The sequence below is a fragment of the Corynebacterium axilliensis genome (assembly GCF_046097495.1).
Lineage (GTDB): Bacteria > Actinomycetota > Actinomycetes > Mycobacteriales > Mycobacteriaceae > Corynebacterium.
Window position 1 is genome coordinate 1,888,284 of sequence record NZ_CP175768.1, and the last position, 22,354, is coordinate 1,910,637.

Annotated in this window: 20 protein-coding genes and 1 tRNA gene; 4 read left to right on the forward strand and 17 right to left on the reverse strand. The window is 61.8% G+C overall.

Annotated features, from left to right (window positions below):
- The first annotated feature begins 53 nt into the window (after positions 1-53).
- Positions 54-698: a rhomboid family intramembrane serine protease gene (locus ACKFR8_RS09065; RefSeq protein ID WP_408929840.1), complete on the forward strand. Its 645-nt coding sequence runs from the start codon at positions 54-56 to the stop codon at positions 696-698.
- A gap of 400 nt (positions 699-1,098) precedes the next feature.
- Here the strand turns inward: ACKFR8_RS09065 and ACKFR8_RS09070 are convergent, their stop codons facing one another.
- From ACKFR8_RS09070 to ACKFR8_RS09120, 11 genes are all read right to left on the reverse strand, one after another.
- Complete coding sequence (locus tag ACKFR8_RS09070) at positions 1,099-1,752, reverse strand: response regulator transcription factor (protein ID WP_408929841.1); 654 nt, start codon at positions 1,750-1,752, stop codon at positions 1,099-1,101.
- 36 nt (positions 1,753-1,788) lie between these two features.
- The gene (locus ACKFR8_RS09075) at positions 1,789-2,013 is read right to left on the reverse strand and encodes a hypothetical protein (RefSeq protein WP_296134297.1); all 225 of its coding nucleotides are present in this window, start codon (positions 2,011-2,013) and stop codon (positions 1,789-1,791) included.
- Positions 2,014-2,057: 44 nt separating this feature from the next.
- Positions 2,058-3,137: a sensor histidine kinase gene (locus ACKFR8_RS09080; RefSeq protein ID WP_296134296.1), complete on the reverse strand. Its 1,080-nt coding sequence runs from the start codon at positions 3,135-3,137 to the stop codon at positions 2,058-2,060.
- A 34-nt stretch (positions 3,138-3,171) separates the two neighbouring features.
- Positions 3,172-3,444 (reverse strand): cell division protein CrgA, encoded by a 273-nt coding sequence (crgA, locus tag ACKFR8_RS09085; RefSeq protein WP_296134293.1) that lies wholly within the window; start codon positions 3,442-3,444, stop codon positions 3,172-3,174.
- A 132-nt stretch (positions 3,445-3,576) separates the two neighbouring features.
- Positions 3,577-5,523, reverse strand: a complete 1,947-nt coding sequence (pknB, locus tag ACKFR8_RS09090; RefSeq protein ID WP_408929842.1) for a Stk1 family PASTA domain-containing Ser/Thr kinase — start codon at positions 5,521-5,523, stop codon at positions 3,577-3,579.
- A gap of 5 nt (positions 5,524-5,528) precedes the next feature.
- Positions 5,529-7,055, reverse strand: coding sequence for a serine/threonine-protein kinase (locus tag ACKFR8_RS09095; RefSeq protein WP_408929843.1), 1,527 nt, complete (start codon positions 7,053-7,055; stop codon positions 5,529-5,531).
- Positions 7,055-8,485: a penicillin-binding transpeptidase domain-containing protein gene (locus ACKFR8_RS09100; RefSeq protein ID WP_408929844.1), complete on the reverse strand. Its 1,431-nt coding sequence runs from the start codon at positions 8,483-8,485 to the stop codon at positions 7,055-7,057. Before ACKFR8_RS09100 ends, ACKFR8_RS09095 begins: the two co-directional genes overlap by 1 nt.
- Positions 8,482-9,834: an FtsW/RodA/SpoVE family cell cycle protein gene (locus tag ACKFR8_RS09105; RefSeq protein WP_408929845.1), complete on the reverse strand. Its 1,353-nt coding sequence runs from the start codon at positions 9,832-9,834 to the stop codon at positions 8,482-8,484. Before ACKFR8_RS09105 ends, ACKFR8_RS09100 begins: the two co-directional genes overlap by 4 nt.
- Positions 9,835-11,262: a PP2C family protein-serine/threonine phosphatase gene (locus ACKFR8_RS09110; protein WP_408929846.1), complete on the reverse strand. Its 1,428-nt coding sequence runs from the start codon at positions 11,260-11,262 to the stop codon at positions 9,835-9,837.
- Positions 11,259-11,711, reverse strand: coding sequence for an FHA domain-containing protein FhaB/FipA (locus tag ACKFR8_RS09115; protein ID WP_408929847.1), 453 nt, complete (start codon positions 11,709-11,711; stop codon positions 11,259-11,261). Before ACKFR8_RS09115 ends, ACKFR8_RS09110 begins: the two co-directional genes overlap by 4 nt.
- Positions 11,712-11,741: 30 nt before the next feature.
- The gene (locus tag ACKFR8_RS09120) at positions 11,742-12,572 is read right to left on the reverse strand and encodes a DUF3662 and FHA domain-containing protein (RefSeq protein ID WP_408929848.1); all 831 of its coding nucleotides are present in this window, start codon (positions 12,570-12,572) and stop codon (positions 11,742-11,744) included.
- 227 nt (positions 12,573-12,799) lie between these two features.
- On the opposite strand from ACKFR8_RS09120, the gene ACKFR8_RS09125 reads away from it, so the two are divergent.
- Positions 12,800-12,884: transfer RNA gene (locus ACKFR8_RS09125), tRNA-Leu, on the forward strand.
- Between the two features lie 968 nt (positions 12,885-13,852).
- Here the strand turns inward: ACKFR8_RS09125 and ACKFR8_RS09130 are convergent.
- The 4 genes from ACKFR8_RS09130 to ACKFR8_RS09145 all read right to left on the reverse strand — a co-directional run bounded on the left by ACKFR8_RS09130 (position 13,853) and on the right by ACKFR8_RS09145 (position 17,264).
- Positions 13,853-14,107 carry a hypothetical protein gene (locus ACKFR8_RS09130; protein ID WP_408929849.1) on the reverse strand — a complete coding sequence of 85 codons (255 nt, stop codon included), beginning with the start codon at positions 14,105-14,107 and terminating at the stop codon, positions 13,853-13,855.
- 37 nt (positions 14,108-14,144) lie between these two features.
- Positions 14,145-14,459 (reverse strand): class I SAM-dependent methyltransferase, encoded by a 315-nt coding sequence (locus ACKFR8_RS09135; RefSeq protein WP_408929850.1) that lies wholly within the window; start codon positions 14,457-14,459, stop codon positions 14,145-14,147.
- A 186-nt stretch (positions 14,460-14,645) separates the two neighbouring features.
- A complete protein-coding gene (locus tag ACKFR8_RS09140; protein WP_408929851.1) occupies positions 14,646-16,886 on the reverse strand; it encodes a copper-translocating P-type ATPase in 2,241 nt (746 codons plus the stop codon).
- A 51-nt stretch (positions 16,887-16,937) separates the two neighbouring features.
- Positions 16,938-17,264: a heavy-metal-associated domain-containing protein gene (locus ACKFR8_RS09145; protein ID WP_408929852.1), complete on the reverse strand. Its 327-nt coding sequence runs from the start codon at positions 17,262-17,264 to the stop codon at positions 16,938-16,940.
- Between the two features lie 193 nt (positions 17,265-17,457).
- On the opposite strand from ACKFR8_RS09145, the gene ACKFR8_RS09150 reads away from it, so the two are divergent.
- Positions 17,458-18,939, forward strand: coding sequence for a multicopper oxidase domain-containing protein (locus tag ACKFR8_RS09150; protein ID WP_408929853.1), 1,482 nt, complete (start codon positions 17,458-17,460; stop codon positions 18,937-18,939).
- A gap of 428 nt (positions 18,940-19,367) precedes the next feature.
- Here ACKFR8_RS09150 and ACKFR8_RS09155 read toward each other — a convergent pair whose 3' ends face one another.
- Both ACKFR8_RS09155 and ACKFR8_RS09160 read right to left on the reverse strand, forming a co-directional pair.
- A complete protein-coding gene (locus tag ACKFR8_RS09155) occupies positions 19,368-20,030 on the reverse strand; it encodes a response regulator (RefSeq protein ID WP_408929854.1) in 663 nt (220 codons plus the stop codon).
- The gene (locus ACKFR8_RS09160; protein WP_408929855.1) at positions 20,023-21,207 is read right to left on the reverse strand and encodes a sensor histidine kinase; all 1,185 of its coding nucleotides are present in this window, start codon (positions 21,205-21,207) and stop codon (positions 20,023-20,025) included. The genes ACKFR8_RS09155 and ACKFR8_RS09160 overlap by 8 nt, the downstream gene beginning before the upstream one ends.
- 173 nt (positions 21,208-21,380) lie before the next feature.
- Here ACKFR8_RS09160 and ACKFR8_RS09165 point away from each other — a divergent pair, with 173 nt between their 5' ends.
- Positions 21,381-22,226 (forward strand): CPBP family glutamic-type intramembrane protease, encoded by an 846-nt coding sequence (locus tag ACKFR8_RS09165; protein ID WP_408929856.1) that lies wholly within the window; start codon positions 21,381-21,383, stop codon positions 22,224-22,226.
- Positions 22,227-22,354: the final 128 nt, after the last annotated feature.

The following is a 22,354-nucleotide window of genomic DNA, read 5'->3' on the forward strand; positions in this document are numbered from 1 at the left end:
AGCCCGCTGCCACGCGACGTGGTGGCGGGTTTGATGCGTTTTAAGGAGCCATAATGAAGAACTATGTGAAGTCAGCGCCGGCCACCACGGTGTTCATGGTCCTGTGCATCGGCGCGTGGCTGACTACCGCCGTGCAGGCGAAGTCCCTGTCAGACCCCTTCTATCTCAGCCAAATGGCACAGGACTGGGCACTGTGGGGCCCAGACGTGGCTAGCCGGCCGTATTCGGTGCTCATGGCCGGCTTCATGCACCTCGACGCCGGGCACCTTCTGGTCAACATGGTGATGCTGCTGTTTGTGGGTAGGGAGGTCGAGCGCGCGATTGGAAGTGTGCTCTATGCCGCGGCCTACCTCATTTCTGTAGTGGGTTCTTCGGCGGCGGTGCTTTGGATGGACTTTGGCACGCCCACGGTGGGTGCCTCGGGCGCGCTGTTTGCGCTGATGGGCTTGCTCATTGGTGTCTATCGCAGTCGCGGCCTGAACCTGCGCGCGCCCGTGGTGCTCGTGGTGGCGAATGTCATTTATAGCTTCATCGCGGACAACGTGTCGGTGTGGGGACATGTGGGCGGTTTGCTTACAGGTCTGGTGCTCGCTCCCTTCGTGTTTCGCCAGCGGACCTGGGTGCGCTGGCTGGGAATTGAAATTACAGGAGTGGCGGTTGCCGTCCTAGCGGCCCTGCGAGCTGGGCTTTGGGGATAACTCGGGCGTGTTATTCACCAAAACCTTTGTGCGAAAGTTATCCACACCAGTTATCCACATTGTGGATAACTACATTCTTGTAATTCCCCGAACACCTGGGCCAAGAAACCCGCAGATCAGCAGGTGAATCGCGTTCGATTGCGGTTTTTGAACGCCCTGTGGGGAGCGTGAAAACACTTATCCACAGGCTGTGGAGAAGAACTGTGGAATTCGATTTTCACAGAGTTATCCCCAGCCTGTGGATAACTTTATACCCATGGTGTTGACACTGTTGGCGCTGTGGACGCCTGTGGAAAATGCCAAAACGACAAGCACGGGCGAAAGCGTGAATGATCTGTAGCGATCTGAATCGACTTGCGCCCGTGTGCGGGTTGGGATGCCAGTGGCTATGAGGCGATAGCTAGTTGCCTACGCCGCCCAGGATTTTGGTTACTAGGTTGAGGCGCGTGGAAGCTCCGAACTCGGTGATGAGCCGAGAGACGTGCTTCTTCACGGCGGACTCGGAGTAGCCCGTGGCCGTGGCAATCTCGGAGTTGGAGTTGCCGGCCAAGAGAAGCTTGAGCACCGCAACCTCTGCCTCTGGGAGGTCGTGGCCTTCGATCGCGGCTGCTACCGGGTCGCGGGGTGCGGCGGGTTGGCCAATGTAGTCGACCAAGCGGTGCATGGCGGCGGGGGCGACGACGGTGCCGCCCTCCATTGCCTCACGGACAGCGTCGATGATGGAGCGCGGGCGCTGATTCTTCAGGATGTAGCCAGCGCCGCCGGCGCGCAGAATCTTCAGCATCGTGTCGTCCGAATCGAACGCCGTGACAGCTAAGAAGGTTGGCGGATTCGGCGCGGAATTGAGGTGCTTGAGCAGGGTAATGCCGTCCATCTGCGGCATGTGAATATCAGCCAACACGAGATCCGGCTTGGTCTCTTCGAGCTGAGCCAAGCAGTCGGCACCGTTGGTTGCTTCACCGACCACCGTGATGTCTGAGGCGGTCTGGAAATAGATGCGGAAGGAGGAGCGGACAAGCTCGTCATCATCCACAAGGAAGACCCGAATACTCATGGGAGATACGTGGTCACAAGGGTCGAGGGCGTGGTATTAGCCCCCGCACCACCAACGCTGCGGGCTGGTGGAGCAGCGGAACTCGTCAGCGAAGTCGCGAGCAAACGAGCTGTAGAAGCCGAAGCCGGTGGACTCGGACTCATTGACGGTGGTGGCTTCAGCAGTGGTGGACTCGGCAGCGGCGGCGGTCTCAGACGCACCGGCGACGGGTGCGGAGAACAGGGCCAGCGCTGCGGTGGCAATAGCAAGAGAAGTGCGCATATGTGACCTCTTATATTCAAGGATCGAAAGACTACTGCACCACTCTACCGTATTTTCCGCAAACTAGCAGCAGGAAGGCTCATGCGCGTGACCCATTGCTCGCCTTCCTTGCCGCTGCCAAAGCTGCCCTGCGCCCGGCGCACGCGGCGGGCGATTTCCCCCAGACCCAAGCTAGTGGTCATGTATTCGCGGGACTGGCGCTGCGCAATGTCGGACTTAATGCACAAGTTAAGGGTCTTGGCGGAGCCGGCAGCCTCAATAACCACGCGGGATTGGGGCACTGCGTACTTGAGGATGTTCACCGCGAGCTCCGAAAACACAAGCTCCAGCTTCTGTGGGAGGGCTTGCTGGCCGATCTTGCCAAGCTCAACGTGCGGCTCGCAGTGGAAGCCATGGCTGCTGAGGAAACTAATCATGGTTTCAAGATCCTCATCCAGAGATTTCACGCCCTTGGTGACGCTCTCGTTCTTCATCACGCGCAACAGGTCGCGTACCTCAGCCATGGCCTTGCGGGCGTCGTCCGCGATCGCCTCGGCGGTGTCTGCGGGGCTGGGGTCGGTCTGGGTCAGCGCGAGCGTTTCCGAGCGCATGATCACGGAGGTCAAGGTCGCCGCCACGGAATCATGCAGGGCGGTCATGAGAGATTCGCGCTCGGCGGCCGCGCGCTCTTCGGCGGCGATGCGTTGGTCCCGGGCCTTGCGCACCACCGCGCCGATGACGATGGCAGCCGTATAGAGCACGACAGGAAACGAGAAGCTGAGAGGATCGAAGTCGAGGATGAAGTTTCTTCCGGGATCTGTCGTGACCACCAGCGTGAGCATGACCGCGGGAGGAATCGCCCACACCCAGCGCTTATAAAACGCCACGATGCCCACGATGACGGGGCTCCACGCTAACAGGAGGAAGGAGCGCCAGTCCGGGTACCAGATGGTGACAGCAAAAAGCGCACCGTACAAGCTGGCCGCCACGAAGGGACGGCTGACGGCCAGCGGCGTGAGACACACGCCGAGGCCCGCAAGTACGAGTGCGCCAGCAGAAAGGGAGGAGTTGTTCACCGTGACAGTCAGCATCACCAAGATGATGCAGCCGGCACCGGCAATGCTGTAAAACCGCGAAGATTTCATCGCTGCACAGCCCGAACGCTCCGAAGGGCGGAGTTTAGCGCCATCCCATCGTCATCAGCAGGCCGATGATGGCCAGACCGAAGCCGATGCCGTAGTTCCACGGGCCGAGTTCCTGCATGAACGGGATGGACTCGCCGGCCAAGTAGTTCACCACGAGCCACAGCAGGCCGATGAGCATGAGGCCCAGCATGATGGCGATGTACCACTTCGGGGTGCCCTCCGCATTGATCTTGACCGGCGTGCGGTTCGTAGCAGAGCTGGAGGACTGCGGAAGGGCGGAACCTTCCGTGATCTTGGACTTTGGCATTATTACACCTTTAGGGAGGGGGAAATGTCTCTTTATCTGAGGGATACCTTAGCAGCAGGCCCCCGTACAGCACGAGGTGCCACCGTGGGGTCGTGCTGGCCGGGGGCGTGTGTCGAGCGCCAGGAGCGGGAGCTACTGGGGCAACAGGGCCGCCGGGTCCAGCTGCCAGAAGCGGACGTGAATGGTGGCGTCCTTGCGGATGGTGTCGCCGTGATTGGCGGAGGCCCACCCAATCTTGTCGGCGTCAATCGGGTTCGTCGTGGGGATGCGCTCACCCACGTCGAGGGAACCGGTCCAGCCCTTGGCGCGCAGCGCGGACTCGGCGTCCGCCTGCGTGGAATGCAGCAGGTCAGGCGCCTGGATCATCATGCCATTGGACACCTCCAGGTTCACCGTGGAGCCCTTGGGCAGCTTCCGATCCTTCTCCGCCACGGAGAGGACCTGTCCCTCCTGCTTCTCGGAGTCGATGGACGTGACGTTGACCTCGAAGTCCATGGAGGACAGCATCTCTACCGCGCTGTCCCGATCCATGCCGGCGACGTCCGGGACGCTGACTTCCTTCTGGCCCTTGGACACCGTCAGGCGCACCTTCGAGCCCTTCGCCAGCTGTGTGCCGCCCGATGGGTTCTGCGAGATGACCTCGCCGGCGGGGGCGTCGTCGTTGACTTCCTTGACGTCGTCGTCGAGTTCCAGGGAGGCGTCGCCAAGCGCTTGCACTGCCTGCTCCTGCGTCATGCCGGTGACATCGGGGACGTCGACAAGCTCCTTGCCGGAGGAAACGGTGAGCGTGACCGTGGAGTTCTTCTGCAGCTCCGAGCCCTCCGCCGGGTTAATGCGGATGACCTTGCCGCGGGCAATATCCGGGTTCGGCTCTTCATTCACCGTCACCAGCAGGCCGAGCTTTTCCAGCTCTTGGACCACCTCGTTGCGCGGGCGGTCCGCCACCTTCGGCACGGTGACCATCTCGGTCTTCCGCTCGGCTTCGCGCTGCGCCTGTTCCTGCTCGTGCTCCTGCTGCTTGGAGCTGTCCCAGAAGTCCCACGCAAAGTAGCCGATGATGGCCAGCAGCGCGGCGGCCAGGAGCGCTGCCAGCCACTTCAGGCCGGAGCCGCCCTCCTCGTCCTCCGGGGAGGGGCGGGTCGACGCCACGGGCGCGCGGTGCTGCGCAGAAACTGGCGCCACCATGGTGGTGGGGTGATCGTCCTCGCCCACGTGGGAGCGCGCCGCCTCCGGCAGCTGGCCCCGGGACAAAAGATCCAGGTCGTTGCCCATCTCCCATGCCGCCTGGTAGCGGTCGGCCGGGTGCTTGGCCATGGCGGTGAGCACCACCGCATCCACGTTGAGGCGCTGCTGCTGCGACAGGTTCTGATCCGCAATAAGCTCCGACGGCGGGGTGGGATCTTCCTGCACGTGCTGGTAGGCCACCGCAAAGGGGGTCTCGCCCTCGAAGGGGGTGCGCCCGGTAACGGCTTCATACATGACGCAGCCGAGGGCGTAGACGTCCGAGCGGGCGTCGGCAGGCTTGCCCCGGGCTTGTTCGGGGGAGAGGTACTGCGCGGTGCCGATCACGGCGGAGGTCTGGGTCATCGCGGACGTCGAATCATCGAGCGCCCGGGCGATGCCGAAGTCCATCACCTTCACCTGGCCGGTGTTGGTAAGCATGATGTTGGCCGGCTTGATATCACGGTGAATGATGCCCGCCTCGTGGGAGGCCTGCAGGGCATCCGCCACCGGCTTGAGCACGCGGGCGGCCTCCTCCACCGGCATGGGGCCGTCCTCCCGGATGATGTCCCGCAGGGTGCGGCCCTGGACGTACTCCATGACGATGTAGGGCACCGCCAGGCCGTCGACGTCTTTTTCGCCGGTATCGAAGACGGCGACGATGTTGGGGTGGTTCAGCTTGCCCGAGTTCTGGGCCTCGCGGCGGAAGCGCTCACGGAAGTTGACGTCCCGCGCCATGTCGGGGCGCAGCATCTTCACGGCGACGGTGCGGCCCAGGACGGAGTCGTCGGCCTCGTACACCTCGGACATGCCACCGGAGCCGATGGACTGACGCAGATGGTAGCGATCACTGACCATGGTGCTTACTGGCCTCCCTGTAGTGCGGAATCTTCGGTGGGGTCGCCCTGTGAGTTTAGTGCGATCCCGGAGACTGGGCTGTCATTGACCTGCGGTTCGGTCTCCTCCGGGGCCGGGTAGTCCGCCGTCGGCTGTTCCGACTGGGTCGGCTGCACCGGCTTCTGCGAGGCGCGCGTGGGGCGCGGTTGCTCGCTTGGCGACGTCTCCGGGGCCACCGAGTGCGTCGTCGTCACCGTGACCTGGGTGGGGCTGTCCTCCACGGTGGTGGTCTCCGCCGCGGTGGTCTCTTCCGTCGGATCCTCCTCCGTCGTCTCCGGGGTGACGGTCTCGGTGACGATGATCTCGGTGGGCTGGTCCGGGGTGGAGGGCACGGCCGGGTCGGTGGTGGCGGAGGAATCGGAGAAGAACTTATAGCCCATCAGCCCGATAGCCACGAGCGCGGCGATGGCCACGGCGATGAGCAGGCCCACGCCGAAGCCGCCCTTCTTCTTTTTCTGTGGCGCCTGCGGCGGCTGGGGGCGCGCCGGGGCAGGCGGCTGCGCGGCTCCGGCCTGCGCGCCGGTAGGCGGGACGGCCGGGTGCACCGTGGTGGGGTTGGCCATGCTGGCCAGCATTTCCGTGGACGCGGAGGGGGAGGGCTCGGCGGCCAGCGGTGCGAGTGCCGCGGACTTGGGCTGCGGCGGGCGCTGGCCCTGGCGCACGGCGGAGATGGCGTTGGTGAACTCGTTGCCGTCGGCAAAGCGGGTGCCCGGGTCCTTGCGGAGGGCCATGCCGATGAGCTCGCGGGCGGGCGCGCTAATCGACGTCGACAAGGGCTCCGGCGCCTGACTAATGTGCGCCAGCGCCACCGATACCGAGGAATCACCCGTAAAGGGACGCTTGCCCGCCAGCATCTCGTAGCCCACCACGCCCAGCGAGTACACGTCCGAGGCCGGCGTGACATCCAGGCCCTGCGCCTGCTCCGGGGAGACGTACTGCGCGGTGCCGACGACCATGCCGGTGCGCGTGAGTGGGACTGCGGCCGCGGCCTTGGCGATGCCAAAGTCGGTGATCTTGACCTGCCCGTTCTGGGTGATCATGAGGTTGCCCGGCTTGATATCGCGGTGCACCAAGCCCATGTGGTGGATGGCGGACAGGCCGTGGGAGGCCTGCTCCATGACGTCGAGCGCCAACGTTTCCGGCAGCGCCTTCTCGCGCGCCAGGAGATCCGCCAGGGACTCGCCGCGTATGTACTCCAGCGCCATGTAGCAGAAGGTGCGGCCGTTGTCTTCCAGCTCGCGGTAGTCGTAGGTGGCCACGACGTTGTCGGAATTGATGGACTCCGCTGCCTCCGCCTCGTTACGGAAGCGGGAGAGGAACTCGTTGTTGTCGGAGAACTCCGGGCGCAGGACCTTGATGGCCACCTCGCGGTCGTGGCGGACGTCGTCCGCCAGCCACACCGTGGACATGCCGCCGTGGCCGATGATCCACTGCAGCTGGTAGTCCGCACCGATGAGTGCCTGCAGATGCTCTTTGTTGTCAGCGCTATTCACTACTGCTCACCTCCGTATGCGCGCAGGATAGCGCGCCCAATGGGGCCGGAAACCTGGCCGCCGGTAGCGCCCTCACCCAGGTGGCCGCCGTCCTTGACCACGACGCCCACCGCGATGTCCTTGTCCGGGTCGAAGGCCACGTACCACACGTGCGGGGCCAGGCCCTCGCCGTGCTCGGCCGTGCCCGTCTTCGAGGCAAAGCCGTTGCCGTCGTAGGCGAACGTGGAGCGCTCGGAGGCGAACATGAGGTTCTTGATGGTCTCCGCCGTGTTCTCATCCACGGCCTCGGCCGCCTGGCGCGGCTGCGTGGTGCGCAGCTCGTTCATCTGGCCGTCGGTGATGCGGTTGATGAGGTAGGGCTCCATGCGCTTGCCCTTGTTGGCGATGGTGCCGGCCATGATGGCGGCCTGGAGCGCGGACATGGTGACGTCGCGCTGGCCGATGGCGGACTGGGCCACCTGGGCGCCGTCGCCCAGCTCACCCAGGGTGCCGGCGGAACTGTCGACGCCCAGCGAGTAGTCATCGCCCACACCGAAACCGTCGGCGTACTTGCGCAGCTCGTCCGCGCCGATCTGCTCCGACATCTGGACGAAGGCGGTGTTGCAGGACAACGCGAAGGCGGTCTGCAGGCTAACGCTCTGGGACCCACCGCAGGCCTGGTTTCCGTAGTTGGTCAGCTCCGTCACGGAGTCCGGCAGCGTAATCGACGCCTCGCCCGTCAGTGTGGACTCTGGAGTGAAGCCGTTGTTGAGGCCCGCGGCGGTGGTGATGATCTTGAAAATGGAGCCCGGGGGCAGGGTTTCCTGCGTGGCGTGGTTGATCAGCGGCTTGCCGTCTTGCTCCTGTAGCTCGGACCATTTCTCGCCGGCCTGATCCCCCATGAGATCGGAGGCGTTGTAGCTGGGCGAGGACGCCATGGCCAGAATCTTGCCGGTCGAGGGCTGGATGGCCACGGCGGAGCCGTTGTAGCCCGCGCCGGCCAGCTGGTCGTAGGCCGCCTGCTGCAGGGCCGGATCAATGGTGACCTCCACGTTCGCGCCCACCTGCGGCTTGCCGGAGAGCACGTCGAGCCAGTTGCGGGCCAGCAGCGAATCATCCTTGCCATTGAGGACGTCGTTCTGCGAGGCCTCCAGCTGGGAGGCGCCGAAGCGCTCCGACAGGTAGCCGGTGATGTTGGAGAAGGCCGGCGAGTCGGTGGGGTAGGAGCGGGAGTAGTTCCCTTCGGAATCGGCAGTAGACTGCGCCAGCACCGTATCCCCCGCGAAGATCTGGCCGCGCGGGGTGGTGCGCATCTCCATGTAGCCACGCACGTTCCGGGAGTTGTGCGCGTACTTGTCCGTAGAAAAGGCCTGCACCACCGTGAGGTTCACTAGCAGCACAGCGGTGAGAAGGACAGCGAAAAGAGAGACGAGGCGGATCGACTTATTCATCGCGTAGCCTCCTGGATGGCGGGGAACATGGACGTATCAGTTGGCGCATTGGACGTGAGCTCGCGCGCGGGGCGGCGGGCCGCGTTGGAAATGCGCAGCAGGATGGCCAACAGCATGTAGTTAGCCATGAGGGAAGAACCGCCCGCGGACATGAACGGCGTGGTCAAACCCGTCATGGGCAACAGCGCCGAAATGCCGCCGGTGACCACGAAGACCTGCACGGCCAGCGTTAGCGACAGGCCGGAGGCAACCAGCTTGCCGTAGGTATCGCGGCAGGTGAGCGCGGCGCGGAAGCCGCGAGAGGCGAGCATGGCAAACAGGATCAGAACCGCGGCGAGTCCGATGAGTCCAAACTCCTCACCGATGCCTGCCAGGATGAAGTCCGAGTGCGCCACCGGCACCATGTCCGGGTGGCCCTGGCCCAGGCCGGAGCCCGTGATGCCGCCGGAGGACATGCCAAACAGCGCCTGGGAGAGCTGGTAGCCGGTGGTGTCATAGTTGCCCAGCGGATCCAGGAAGTTGGAGAAGCGCTGCTGAATCTTGTCCGAAATCTGGTAGATGCCAAAGCCGCCGACACCAACCAGAATCACGCCGATGAGCAGCCAGCTCACGCGGTTGGTGGCCATGAACAGCATGCCCAGCACCGTGCTGAAGAGCAGTAGGGCGGGGCCGAAGTCGTTAGAGATGCCCATGATGACAATCGCGATGCCCCAGATCACCAGGATGGGCGCGAGGTCACGCAGGCGTGGAAGGGACAGGCCCAGGAATTTGTAGCCGGCCACGGTGAACAGGGAACGCTTCTGGGTAAGCAGCATGGCGAAGAACAAGATCAGCAGGATCTTGGAGAACTCGCCCGGCTGGATGGAGAAGGGCCCCAGCCACAGCCAGATGCGGGCCTCCACGCCCGGCGGCTGCGGCCACACCAGCGGCAATGCAAGCAGAATGAGGCCCAGTGCACCCAAAATATAGGAGTAGCGCGTCAGCGAGCGGTGATCCCGCAGCAGCACCAGCACAAGGGCGAAGAGGATGAGTCCGACGATGGTCCACATGACCTGGCGCACGGCGAGCCCGCCGCCGCTGGCCAGATCCAGGCGCTGCAGCATGATAAGGCCCGTCCCGTTGAGCACCGCCACGATGGGCAGCATGATCTGGTCCGCGAAGGGCGCCAAGAAGCACAAAACCAGGTGGGCCACGGCGAAGACGCCGATGAACCCGCCGATGAGGTAGAGCACGTCGAGTGTCAGCACATTGCCTTGGGAGAGCTCCAGGCTGACCAGGGTGATGGCGAAGACGATCGTGGCCAGCACCAGCAGGCCGAACTCGGTCCCGCGTGAAAAGAGCTTGCTCACTTACTTCACCTCCCGGCAGTTTCCTTGCTTTTGTGGCTTTTGTGGCTTCTGTGTCTGCTTGGCCGATGAGCCGGAATCCTTCTTCGCGCTATCTTTCGCGTCCTTCGAGCTGGTGCTGCAGGGCTTGAGCGCCTTGTCCGACAGCCGCGAGAGCTGCGTTTGCACCTCGTCGTAGGATCCGCCGTCGAGGTTGCCCACGGCGGCGCGCTCGGATTCCGGAAGCGCCTGCAGGGTAAAGGGCGCGAAGTCCTCGGCGCACTCGTCCGCGCCCAGCCGCAGCGCGTTGTCCTTGTTTAAGCACGCGTGCTGATAGGTCTGGTGCAGCGGGCGGCCGAAGAGGTCAAAGTCCGCGCCCTTCTGGATGGTGAGCACGTCGTCCTCACCGGTGGCCACGTAGTAGTGGCTGCCCAGGTAATTCTTCATCCACAGTCCGCCGCTGATGACGAGCACCAGAACCACTGCCAGGGCGGCAATGACCTTCCACCCGATGCGACGCCGACGGGACGCTGGCCGCTGCGGGGAGGCAGTGCTCTCGGAACCTTCGGAATCCTGGGTGTCCGAAGCGCCCTCGGGGGTCGTGCCCTCAGCGGCCTGTGCTTTTGGGGGCGAGATGAGCTTGGCGGCGCGGCTGGCGGAAGAATTCGGGTGGGACTCCTCCGGGACCACGCCCTGGACGGCGCCCACGGTCAGTGGGGTGGGGTCCTTCTCCGGTGCGCCCTCGACCACCTCGGCCAAGACCACGGTGACGTTGTCCGGCCCGCCGGAGCGCAGCGCGAGGTCCCGCAGCATGGCGGCGGCGTCCTCCACCGAACCCTGCTTCAGCGCCTGCTCGATGGTGGCCGCGGTCACCGGGTCGGAAAGACCGTCGGAGCACAGCATGATCCGGTCGCCCTCCTGCGCATCCAGCGTAAACAGGGTGGGCTCTACCGGGCGCCCGGTGTAGGCCTTGAGGATTAGGGACTTCTGCGGGTGGGAGGAGACATCCTCCGGGTTGAGCTTGCCCTCGTCCACCAGGGACTGGACGTAAGTATCGTCCTTGGTGATCTGCTCCAGCTCCCCGTCGCGCAGGCGGTAGCCGCGTGAATCACCTACGTGGCACACGCCGAACTCGGAGCCATTGAACAGCATCGCCGTGAGCGTGGTGCCCATGCCCTCGGTCTCCGGGTGCTTGCCCACGTGCTCGCGGATGGCCGCGTTGGCGTCCTCGGCGGCGGCGCCGAGGAGAGCAAGCATGTCGTTGTCGCCGGGATCGCGCTCCAGTGAGGACATGTGCTCCACCATCGTGGTGGAGGCAACTTCGCCGGCGGCGTGGCCCCCCATGCCGTCGGCAAGCACGAGCAAATGCGGGCCCGCATGGGCCGAATCCTCGTTGTTGCCGCGGACCAAGCCGCGGTCAGTCACTGCAGTAAATTTCAGGCTAAAAGTCATGCCATCAACCTCACGGTCGTTCGGCCAATCTTGATATCAGACCCCACGCCAACGCGTTCCGGCTGGTCAATGCGGGCACCGCCCACGAAGGTGCCGTTGCGGGACTCCAGGTCCTCCACGAACCACTCGCTGCCGCGGCGGAACAGACGCGCGTGATGCCCGGAGGAGAAATCATCCCCGGTGACAAAGTCGCAGTCCTGCGCGCGGCCCATCGTGCAATCCTCCAGCGTGCCCAGCTCCATGTGGGAGCCGCGCAGGGGGCCTTCGACGATCGTGATTTCACGCGGCGCTTCTCGACGCCTCTGTGACCCCTTCACCGGGGTCGGTGCCTGATACACGCCGGCGGCCTTATTGGCGTCCCGGCGCATGGCGTTGAGCGCGACCAAGATAAACAGCCACAGCAACACCAGCAGGCCGATGCGCAGCGAGAGCAGCACGATCGAGTCCATGGAAAATCCTTACGCTAGACGGTGTGGGGCTTAGTAGTTCTGGTTCTCTAGGCCCGTGATGCGGACCTCGATGTGGGAGTGGCCGAGGGTGATCACGTCACCATCGGCCAGCAGCCAGTTCTCAATCGGGGTGTCATTGACCGTGGTGCCGTTCGTGGACTGGAGGTCCACCAGCACCGCGTCCTGACCGTTCCACGTGATCTCCGCGTGCTGGCGGGAAACACCCGTATCCGGCAGGCGCAGGTCCGCGTCATTGCTGCGGCCGAGGATATTCGACCCCTCCTGTACGTGGTAGACCCGCGAGGAGCCGTCCTGCAGCATGAGGGTTACCGCTGGGCCCTGCGGGGTGGGCGCCGGGTCGTTCGGGTTCGGCACCATGAAAGCGGTGGTGGCTGCCTCGTCGGCGTTGTGCGGCTGGGTCATAGGGTCCTCCTGGCCGTGGTCGTGGTGGAAAATCGCATCGAATCCCGTTTCCTCAGTGGGCTCGTGGTCCAAAAAGGACGACACGCGCAGCTGCCCCGTGCGCAGGCCCGACTCCTCCGCAATCCGCACGATGACCGGCCCCGCGAGGGACCAGCCGCTGTTGCGGATGAAGCGAGTGAGTTGGTCAGACAGATCCGAAGGAATATCCCGATCTTGAGAGAGGTTCTCAATGTCCTTGGAGGACACACCGACGGTCATGACGTTGGGGCTGTACAGCTTGCTGTCATCACCGCGGGACAGGTTGTCCTGTGCCTCCTGCTTGAGCAGCTCCTCAATTTCTGCGGGGACGACCTTGCCGCCAAAGACAAAGGCCATGCCGTTGTCCAGTCCGCGCTGCAGGGAGGAATCCAGCTTGGCGAGTTTCTCGAGCAATGTCATGGGGAAGTGCCGTCCTCCTTTCAGGGTGTTCCAGGGAAATGTTGCACTGCGTTGGTGGAATACAGCGATATAGCAGGAACAGTATAGGTGGCTTTCCTCTATTTAACGTAGACGCGCGCGGCAAAGTTCCCTGTGTATTGGGGAAAAATCTCCAGTTTGCCAGCGGATTTGTTCAATATGCGGGACTGCGTGCTAGAGTTAGCTAGTCGCCAAGACATCAATACCCTGCCCGGGTGGCGGAATTGGCAGACGCGCTGGCTTCAGGTGCCAGTGTCCTTATAGGACGTGCGGGTTCAAGTCCCGCCCCGGGCACGCTGTGACGGCCCCGCTTTCTCGTTGAGAGTGCGGGGCTGTCGTCGTTTCGGGAAGGCCGACGTTCAGGACGTCGTACACGGTAATTAGGGGCCAGAAGTTCAAAATTTTTCGCCCTTATCTACCGTGAACGACAGCGGGTATCCGCAACGTCCCGAGTTCTCCGAGGGACAGGCAGCTGTGCGGGCCAAGATCGTGTCCCGTTTGCGGGCTTTCAACACAATAGCCGGGACCTAGTTCTGGCCTCAGTTATCGTTAGTTGTTAGCGACACACCTAGAACTGCTCCTGAAGGCGCTAGAAGTACCAGCGCTGAGCCTCGCACGGGCATACTCTCAGAGCCCCCACTTCGGTGCGGAAAGCCGCAGAGGATCGATGTCTCGAGACATCGCTTTTCGTCGTGTCTGGGCAGTTTTAGCTTCCGGGTTTTCTACCGGATCGATGTGGTGAGACATTGGTGCTGGTTGGACCGGAACGATCTCATGAGACATGCGGAACGATGTCTCCGAACCAGACACCGCCCCGGGCACGCTGAGCAGTTGTACAAACTGCGACACCGGCGGTAACAAACTCGAAAGGGTTTGTGATCTCCGGTTTCTTCTATTTTTATGTGAGATCATGCCGAGAATCGTACCTGTGGGGATGGAGTGGGAGAGCCCTAGGTATGGCGGCTGATTGGGTATCTGGAACCCATCGGGTTGGCTTTTGTAGTCGTCAACTTCGTGGCATCAAAGTCGAATAGGCCTTTGCAGAATTTCCTGGAGCCGCAGATTTTCCTCGCTTGCCAACATTCTTAGGTGGTCTTGTCTCATGTGGGATGCGTCAGACATTGGCGAGATGTTTGTTTATGCAGGCAATCGAATGACAACAAAGGGCAGGTCTGTAATCATCTTGAATACTGATGTTTTCAGAGTAGATCCTTGGGATAGGTGTCGATTTGGGGTAGTTGGTCCGTACTCCATGAGTCTTCCTAAGGAAGTCGAGCTAGCACTGAAATATGAGGTCGCCTACCTTCGGAATCACGAGTATCGACGGAGATCACTTGAAAACCCGCAGACTCCAAATAGGTAACCAATCCCTCTTCCGACCAGTAGAAGGCCTCTGTGATCGCATGGTTAAACGAAACGCCCTGCTGCCCTAGGAACGCCCCGATAAGGAGAGTTCCTTTCGGTTTGAGGACCCTAGAAAACTCTCTTAAAGCTGCGCGGCGTTCTTTTGGTGTCATATGGATGAGTGAATACCAAGCAAGGATCCCGTCGAATCTAGAAGATTTCGAACGGCATATCCAAAAGGTTACCTGTCTCGAAGGTGGCTAGAGGAAATCGCTGGCGTGCCGAGTCAACAAATTCTGGAACTATATCGAGACCCGTGACGTCACAGCCCAAACTACGCAGGAGTTCAGTCCAATGACCTGGCCCTGAACCAGCATCAAGCAAAGGAGCATGAATATTCATCCCCCAATCAGTTATAAGGTTAACGTCTAGTGGATCCATGCTGTCGACATCACCTAGCGCCGCAACGTATTCGAAAGCCCGCTCTGCATATGACTGCCGCACCCGCACTTTATCTCCCATCATTTCTTGTTGGCTGGGTATTCAACGGAGACCTAGCAGACAACGCTGCGACTGGGTAAATCGGCGACAACAAAGAGCTCCAATGGTAAAAATCTATCGTGACCCATAGCGATCAAGCAGAAAGAATAGTCAGTCAACAACGCATGACCATAAAAATAGGTCTCATAGATCCAGAGTAGCCAGTGAGCTTCAGGCAGTGTCGATGGCGGTGGATGCCGGAGTAGGCGTAGTGTGTTCCTCCTTCGACTCGGTCGGAGCCAGGTGAGCCGGATCCAGATCAATGCGGCGCAACAGCTGGGCGTTCAGGGCCACCACGATGGTCGAGGCAGACATCAAGATCGCGCCCACGGCCGGGGACAGCACGAACCCGATCGAGGCGAGCACTCCGGCGGCCAGCGGCACGGCGAGGATGTTGTAGCCAGAGGCCCAGATCAGGTTCTGGATCATCTTGCGGTAGCTGGCCTGGGACAGCTCAATCATCGACAGCACTGCCCGCGGGTCATCACTGGCTAGGACCACCCCGGCAGATTCCATGGCCACATCCGTGCCGGCACCGATGGCGATACCGACCTCCGCGCGGGTCAGAGCGGGGGCGTCATTGACACCGTCACCGACCATGGCCACGCTCAAACCCCGGTCCTGCAGATGCATGACCTTGGTGTCTTTGTCCTGGGGCAGGACCTCGGCGAAGACCTCATCAATGCCTAGGTCCTGACCAACCGCCTGGGCCACCTGCTGCGCGTCGCCGGTGATCATCGCGACCTTCACCCCGCGGTCCTGCAGGGCTTTCACAGCGGCGCGGGATTCGGGGCGGATCTTGTCCTCGACGGCCACCGCACCGATAATCTGACCGTCGCGGACAATATGGAGCACACCGGCCCCACGCCCGGTCCAGGCGCTGGTGGTGTCGGTGAGCTCGGCCGGGGTGGTGAGGTTGAACTCGCGCAGCATGTTCGGCCCGCCCACGAGGATCTCAGCGCCATCAACAGTGGCCCGGACCCCCCGGCCGGAGGCGGCGCTGAAACCAGTTGCACGGATTTGCCGACGGGAGGCCTCGGGATGGGCGGCCGCGGCCGCCACGATGGCGCGGGCCACGGGGTGCTCGCTGTCGGCCTCCGCGGCGGCGGCCAGGGCCAGCAGCTCGCCCTCGGTGACGCCGGCAGCTGCCGCGACACCGGTGACCGCGTGCGCACCCTCGGTCAGGGTGCCGGTTTCGTCGAAGAGCACCACGTCGATGGTGCGCATCCGCTCGAGCGTCATCCGGTCCTTGATGAGTACCCCGGACTTCGCGGCCCGCTCGCTGGAGATCGCAATGACCAGAGGAATCGCCAGGCCCAGGGCATGCGGGCAGGCGATGACCAGCACCGTGACCGTGCGCACCACGGCATCGTCCGGGCTGCCGATAATGGTCCACACCACCGCGGTGATCAGAGCGGAGATCAGCGCGAACCAGAACAACAACGCCGCCGCCCGATCCGCCAGGGCCTGGGCCCGGGAGGAGGACTCCTGGGCGTCGGCAACCATGCGTTGGATCCCGGCCAGGGCGGTGTCCCCGCCGGTAGCCTCCACCCGGATGCGGACGGTGTTGTCGGTGGCCACGGTACCGGCGACCACCTTGTCACCGGTGTCGCGGAAGACGGGACGGGATTCGCCGGTGATCATCGCCTCATCGAATTCAGCGGCTCCGTCGAGGATGGTTCCGTCGGCCGGCACCCGGGCACCGGCCCTCACCAGCACGACGTCGTCGACGACCAGCTCGGAGATGGCCACGGTGCGGGTGGTCCCGTCGATGACTTTCTCGGCCTCATCCGGCAGCAGGGCAGCCAGCGCGTCAAGCGCGGAGGACGCGGCCCCGAGAGCGGACATCTCCAGCCAGTGGCCCAGCAGCATGATGGTCACCAGCAGGGCCAGCTCCCACCAGAAGTCCAGATCAAAACCGCCCAGCCCCAGAGTGGTGACCCAGGAGGCGACAAACGCCACGGTGATGGCCATGGCGATCAGGAGCATCATCCCGGGTTGGCGGGATTTCAGTTCTTTCCATCCGCCCTTGAGGAAAGGCGTGCCGCCGTAGACGAAGATGATCGTGCCCAGCACCGGGGGGATCCAGGTGGATCCGGGGAATGCCGGGAGGTGGTAGCCGAGCAGGTCGGCGACCATGGGACTGAAAATAACGACGGGAATGGATAAAATCAGCGACCACCAGAAGCGGTCCCGAAACATTGCGGTGCTGTGTCCGGCGTGTTCGCCGTGACCATGAACGTGGTGGTCTTCGTCCAGGGCGGAGTGCGGGTGATCGTGGGGCATCGCCTGGCCGTGGGTGTCGGCATCTGCGTGGTGTTCGTGGCTGGCATGATCCGGGTGGTGGGTGTGGTCTGTTTCCGGAGCGGGGTGATCACCATGGTGATCACCCGAATGGTGGGGAGTGCTCATGACGTTCCTTTCGCTCAACCCGGTCGGGGTCGAGATGATGGGTAAAACTGATCAGGATAAGACGGTGTAGCCGGCCTCCTCGATGGCCCGGCGAACCATCTTCGGAGGTACGACACCGGTGACCGTGACGGTGGAAACTCCACCAGCAGCGAGATCAATCTGGACGTCGTCGACCTGGGGGAGGGCCTGAAGGGCCTGGGTCACGCTTTTCGCGCAGTGCCCGCAGGTCAGGCCGGTGACCTGGTAGCTAGGGGAGGACCCTCCTGCCGACGAGTCGCTGGTGGCAGGGATGGAGGCGGTGTCGGTACGTGAGGCAGGTCCGCAACAGTTGCAGCCGTGGGAGGCCATCGGCAAGATGCGGGGCGTGGAGGTGATCATGGGAAAGCTCCTTCGGTTCGGTGGGGTGCGGCGATGCCGCTCTCTAGCGTATACCCCCATGGGGTATATTTTCAGTATACCCCCGGGGGGTATATTTTCAATGGGTGGAGGGCACGGCCCTCACGCGGGGCAGGGTCCTCACCTGCGCCTGTCTCCCGTGTCACTGAAATCTTGTACCAAGGAAGGTTAAATCATGACGAACGCGTTTTCCCGACGACAGTTTCTGCTCGGCGGGCTCGTCCTCGCCGGCACCGGGGCCGTGGCCGCCTGCACCCGCGACCCTGGACCCGCTGCCTCGGCTCCAGGTACCTCTCTTCGCCCCACTCCCACCCCCACTGCGCTCGGTGAGCCGACGGTGCGCCGGACACTGACCGCCCGGCCCCTCTCTCTGGATATCGGCGGCATCGAAGCCAAGACGTGGGGATACGTCTCTGACACCGGGGATGCGGCCATTGAGGCCACCGCCGGCGACGTCCTCCAGGTCGATATCACCAATGAACTGCCTGAGAGCACCTCCATCCACTGGCATGGCATCGCACTCCACAACGCAGCCGACGGTGTGCCCGGCATGACCCAGGACCCCATTGAACCTGGTGAGTCTTTCTCCTATGTTTTTGAAGTCCCCCACGGTGGCACCTACTTCTACCATTCCCACACCGGCCTGCAGCTTGATCGCGGCCTCCACGCCCCACTGATCATCCGTGACCCGCAAGACGCTGAGGACCAGGACGTCGAGTGGACCATCGTGCTCGACGACTGGGTCGATGGCATTCAGGGCACTCCCGACGATGAGCTCGACAAGCTCACCGGAATGGGTTCGGGCGACCATAACGGGAGGATGAGAATGGGAGGTCACGGCCATATGATGCACGGCACCCCGGACCGGGTACTGGGCGGGGATGCCGGCGATGTGATGTATCCGCACTACCTCATCAACGGACGTATACCCCGTGCTCACCGGACCTTCGAGGCTCGCCCGGGCGACAAGGCCCGCCTGCGGTTTATCAACTCCGGCGGTGACACCATCTTCAAGGTGGCCCTCGGTGGTCACCGCATGACCGTCACCCACACCGACGGCTTCCCTGTCCAGCCCAGGGAGACCGAATCGATCTACCTGTCGATGGGCGAGCGTGTCGACGTCGAGGTCATCCTCGGCGACGGCATCTTCCCGCTCACGGCTTTGGCGGTGGGTAAGGACGACCGCGCCTTCGCCGTCATCCGCACCGCCGGCGGCCAGGCCCCCCACCCCGATGTCGACTTCCCCGAGTTGTCGTCCACCGGACTGCTTCTGTCCTCCCTGAAGCCAGCAGACCGTGCACTCCTGCCCGAGGGCACACCAGACCGAGAAGTCAGCATCGACCTGGGCGGGCAGATGATGCCGTATGAATGGAGCATTCTCACCGACGGCCAATCCTCCTCCGCGACCGTGCAGGAGGGCCAGCGCCTGCGGATGGTCATGCGCAACAGGACCATGATGCCCCATCCCATGCACATCCACGGCCACACGTGGGCGCTGCCCGGCAGCGGCGGACTACGCAAGGACACCGTCCTTCTCCGCCACGGTGAAACCATGATCGCCGACCTGATCGCTGACAACCCCGGTGAGTGGGCATTTCACTGCCATAACGCCTATCACATGGAAACCGGGATGGTCAGCTCGCTTCGCTACGAGTAACCCCCACAGCAGGGTTGAGTGCCGAGGTGGGCGGGGGTGAACCGAAAATAACGTTAGCAGTCACGTCGGAGGGGCCCACTAGAGTGATTCTTCCCCCTTGCCTTGAAAGCTGCCCATGAGGGGAAACATACAACGAGATACTCGTGGCTGTTCTCAATTCCGTCGACTTTCCCTGCCTACGCCCTAACTGGCGCGAACACGCAGTTTGCACTGAAGTGCCCCGCCGTTTTGCTGCCTTGGTCGGCTTTAGTCGGACCGCCCGCAAGGCAAAAGAAAAGCACCGGAGCTAGCATTCCCCTCAATGGAATTCCGCGCGGCGATGGAAGGCGCATTGAAAATCACATGTTCAGCTGCGCTTGGTTGACCCGAGTATTTCCTCTTTCAGTTCGTGAACGCCGAACAGGACTAGGGGCACGAATCTATTGGATTTAATCTAGTTGACCAAAGGCGCGGGCAAGAGTGAGAGCGAGGACGGTTCTATCGGACGCCCTCATCTTGCGCAGTAGGACGGACACATGGTTCTTTACGGTGCCTTCGGCCAAGTAGAGAATTTCAGCGATTTCCTTGTTGTTCTTTCCTTCCGCAACAAGGGTCGCGACTTTACGCTCTGCACGCGTCAAGGTGGTGACTCCCTCCACGGGCGCAGGCTTTCTAGATGATGGACTGCAGCTCGCGTTTGTTGGTTGGTGCAGCATACGGGCAATACGGGGATCGAGGACGATGCCGCCGCTGGCGGCGGCATCGATCGCTTCCGCGAGATGATTGGCATCAATGTCTTTGAGTAGATAGCCTGCAGCACCAGCATCGATGAGTGAGCGGACCAGTGTGGCGTCGTCGAAGGTGGTGAGAACCAGTACGGGAACATGAGGGTAGTGCGTCGCACACTCGCGTACGACAGCGAGCCCATCGAAGCCAGGCATGACCGCATCTGTGACGACAATGTCGGGTGCAAAAGCATCGATCAGGGAGCCCACCTTTGTTCCATCGGTAGTAGTTGCGACGACTTCGCACTCGTCGATGGTGTCGAAGATTAAGGTGAGGCCACGGAGAAGCAGCTTATGGTCATCGATGAGAATTACTCGGTTAGGCATACGTTGATCTGTCCTTCTGTTGGCAGCTAGTCACAGGCAGCTCGATACTGAGAAGAAATCCATCAGCAATTCCCCCGTGCCCCGAAACGAGGACTCGTCCGCCAAGCGCTTCGGCCCGTTCTTGTAGCGAGCGAATACCGAAGCCAGCCTCCGAGTCATCAGAACCTGGGCCGTTGTCGGAAACCGACATAGTGATGACGTTGAGATCGCTGTCAAAAATCACGGATATGCGTGCCGTGGTGGCGCTTGCACTATGTCGGACCACGTTGGTTAAGGTCTCTTGTGCCGCAGCGAGAAAAAAGCTTTCCGCGAGAGGTGTGAGTTGTGGGGCGTTTGACGCTACTGCTACCTCAACGGTCAGTGCGGTAGAAGAAAAGGAGTTTCCCAACGCAGTCAGTGCATCATAAAATCCTTCGGATTCTAAACGAATAGGGTGGAGGGCCCGCACGACAGTGCGCATATCGTCGAGCGCTGCAATTGTTGTTTCGCGTGCATGAGTGATCTCTTCGGCGGCGCGTTGTGGGTTTTTCGCTATCATGCGTTGGGAAAAATCCAAGCTCATGCTGATGGCCGTGAGCCGATGTCCTAAACCATCATGCAAAGCTGCTGCAATGCGTCCGCGTTCTTCTGAGAGTGTGAGCTCACGGGCGGTCTCGATGGAGTGCCGTAGCTGTTCATTTGCGTCGGCGAGTTCTGCAGCCCGGTGGGCTTTCTCCACAGCATCGGTGGCTGCCGTACGGGCGAGGCGTGCAAGAAAGACACCGATTGCTATCAGCGAGAACGCCGCTAGAGTTTCAGTAATAATTCTGCTGACGCTAGAGCCGGCGACGACATGGATTCCGGCTACGGTCAAGACAGGGATTAGACCGTAGATGATTCCAGCACGCAACGACTGGACAATGACTACGGCCACGACCCCAAGCCAGATTACTACCAGCGAGGATGAGTTATTCGCGGTGAGGAATACAACTAGGGCCGACGCAGCGAAGCACCACGTAGCCGCAGTGAGAGGCAGGCGCTTTTTTACCGCGTGCGACCACCAGATTTCAGAGCCAAGATAAAGCGTCAGGGCAACGAGTTGGGGGATCATGGCCTGGGGAGTATCCCAGCGCACAATAGCGAGAATCATAAACACCGCTAACGGGCTGAGAAAAGCTAGAAAAGGCTGCGCAAGCATGGCGACGTCATGTGTCGACGCAACATACGTAGACGGAGCAATTTGGCGAGCTCGGGAGGGCATAGGACTAATCCTAGACCGGCCGACCCATGACGCGGGTCATGTATTTTGCGACCTGAAGTCATGACGGGAGACACTTAAAAGCAGCTCGCAGTAGCTGTAATTTTCCTGACATGAACAAACTTCCATTGCCTCTTTCCCCACGTCTTCCATTGAACTGGTGGGGACTCTTAGTTCGCATCGTTGCCGCTTTCGTCATGCTTATGGCTTCTAATATGGTGCGTGTTCCGCTGCACCAGCTACCCGTCGCGAAGCGAGAAGACGCTGTGGGGATCGGAGCTAATGCTGCAATCTTTCTGCTGACCCCGATCGCTGTGGTGATCATGCTATGGGGATGGATGCGGTTTGTTGAGCGGCGACAACTGCGGGCGATCGGACTTTTTGATATTTCGAAAATCCTCTCTGGAATTCTCGGTGGCACAGCTATCGTCGCAGTACCGATGGCAATTGGTTGGGTTTTCTTATCGCTGTTCTCGGAGCCTGAGGCACAGCACGATGCGGTCCCCAACACCGCTTCAGTGGGAGTGATAGTGGCTAGTGTCGTCTATGTTCTAGTGCGTTCTTATCTCCTGCAGGGTATTCCAGAGGAATTGATTTATCGTGGATGGCTGTTTTCTACTACAGCTGAGCGACCCATATTCACGGTAGTGTGGACGACTTTGGCTTTTACTGTTCCGCATCTCTTCTCCTCGGGTGGGCAACAAAGCACAACAGATTTTCTCTTGTACCTCGTTCTTCCTCTCGGCATGGCGGTTCTCGCCGGCGCAGTGGTTGTGTGGAAGAAAAGCGTGTGGTGGGCGGCTGGTACACATGGTGGCATGCATGCGGTGATGGCCGTGTTGGCAATCCTCTTTCCCGTGGCCCTCGATTCAACGGCGTGGGTCACATTAGGCGTGACACAGCTTGCTACGGGTTTGGCCCTCTTGGCGTGGTGGAGTTCGAAAAAGAAAAGCCTTTAGACTTCCCTTTCGAGAGTGCCGCATGGTTGGGGCTAGAGCAGGGCCATGCGGAGCTGGCAGTGCATGCAGCTCGTCTAGCCAAACTGGGCGAGCTTTTCCCATGTCCACAGTATGTGCTGGGTCAAGGA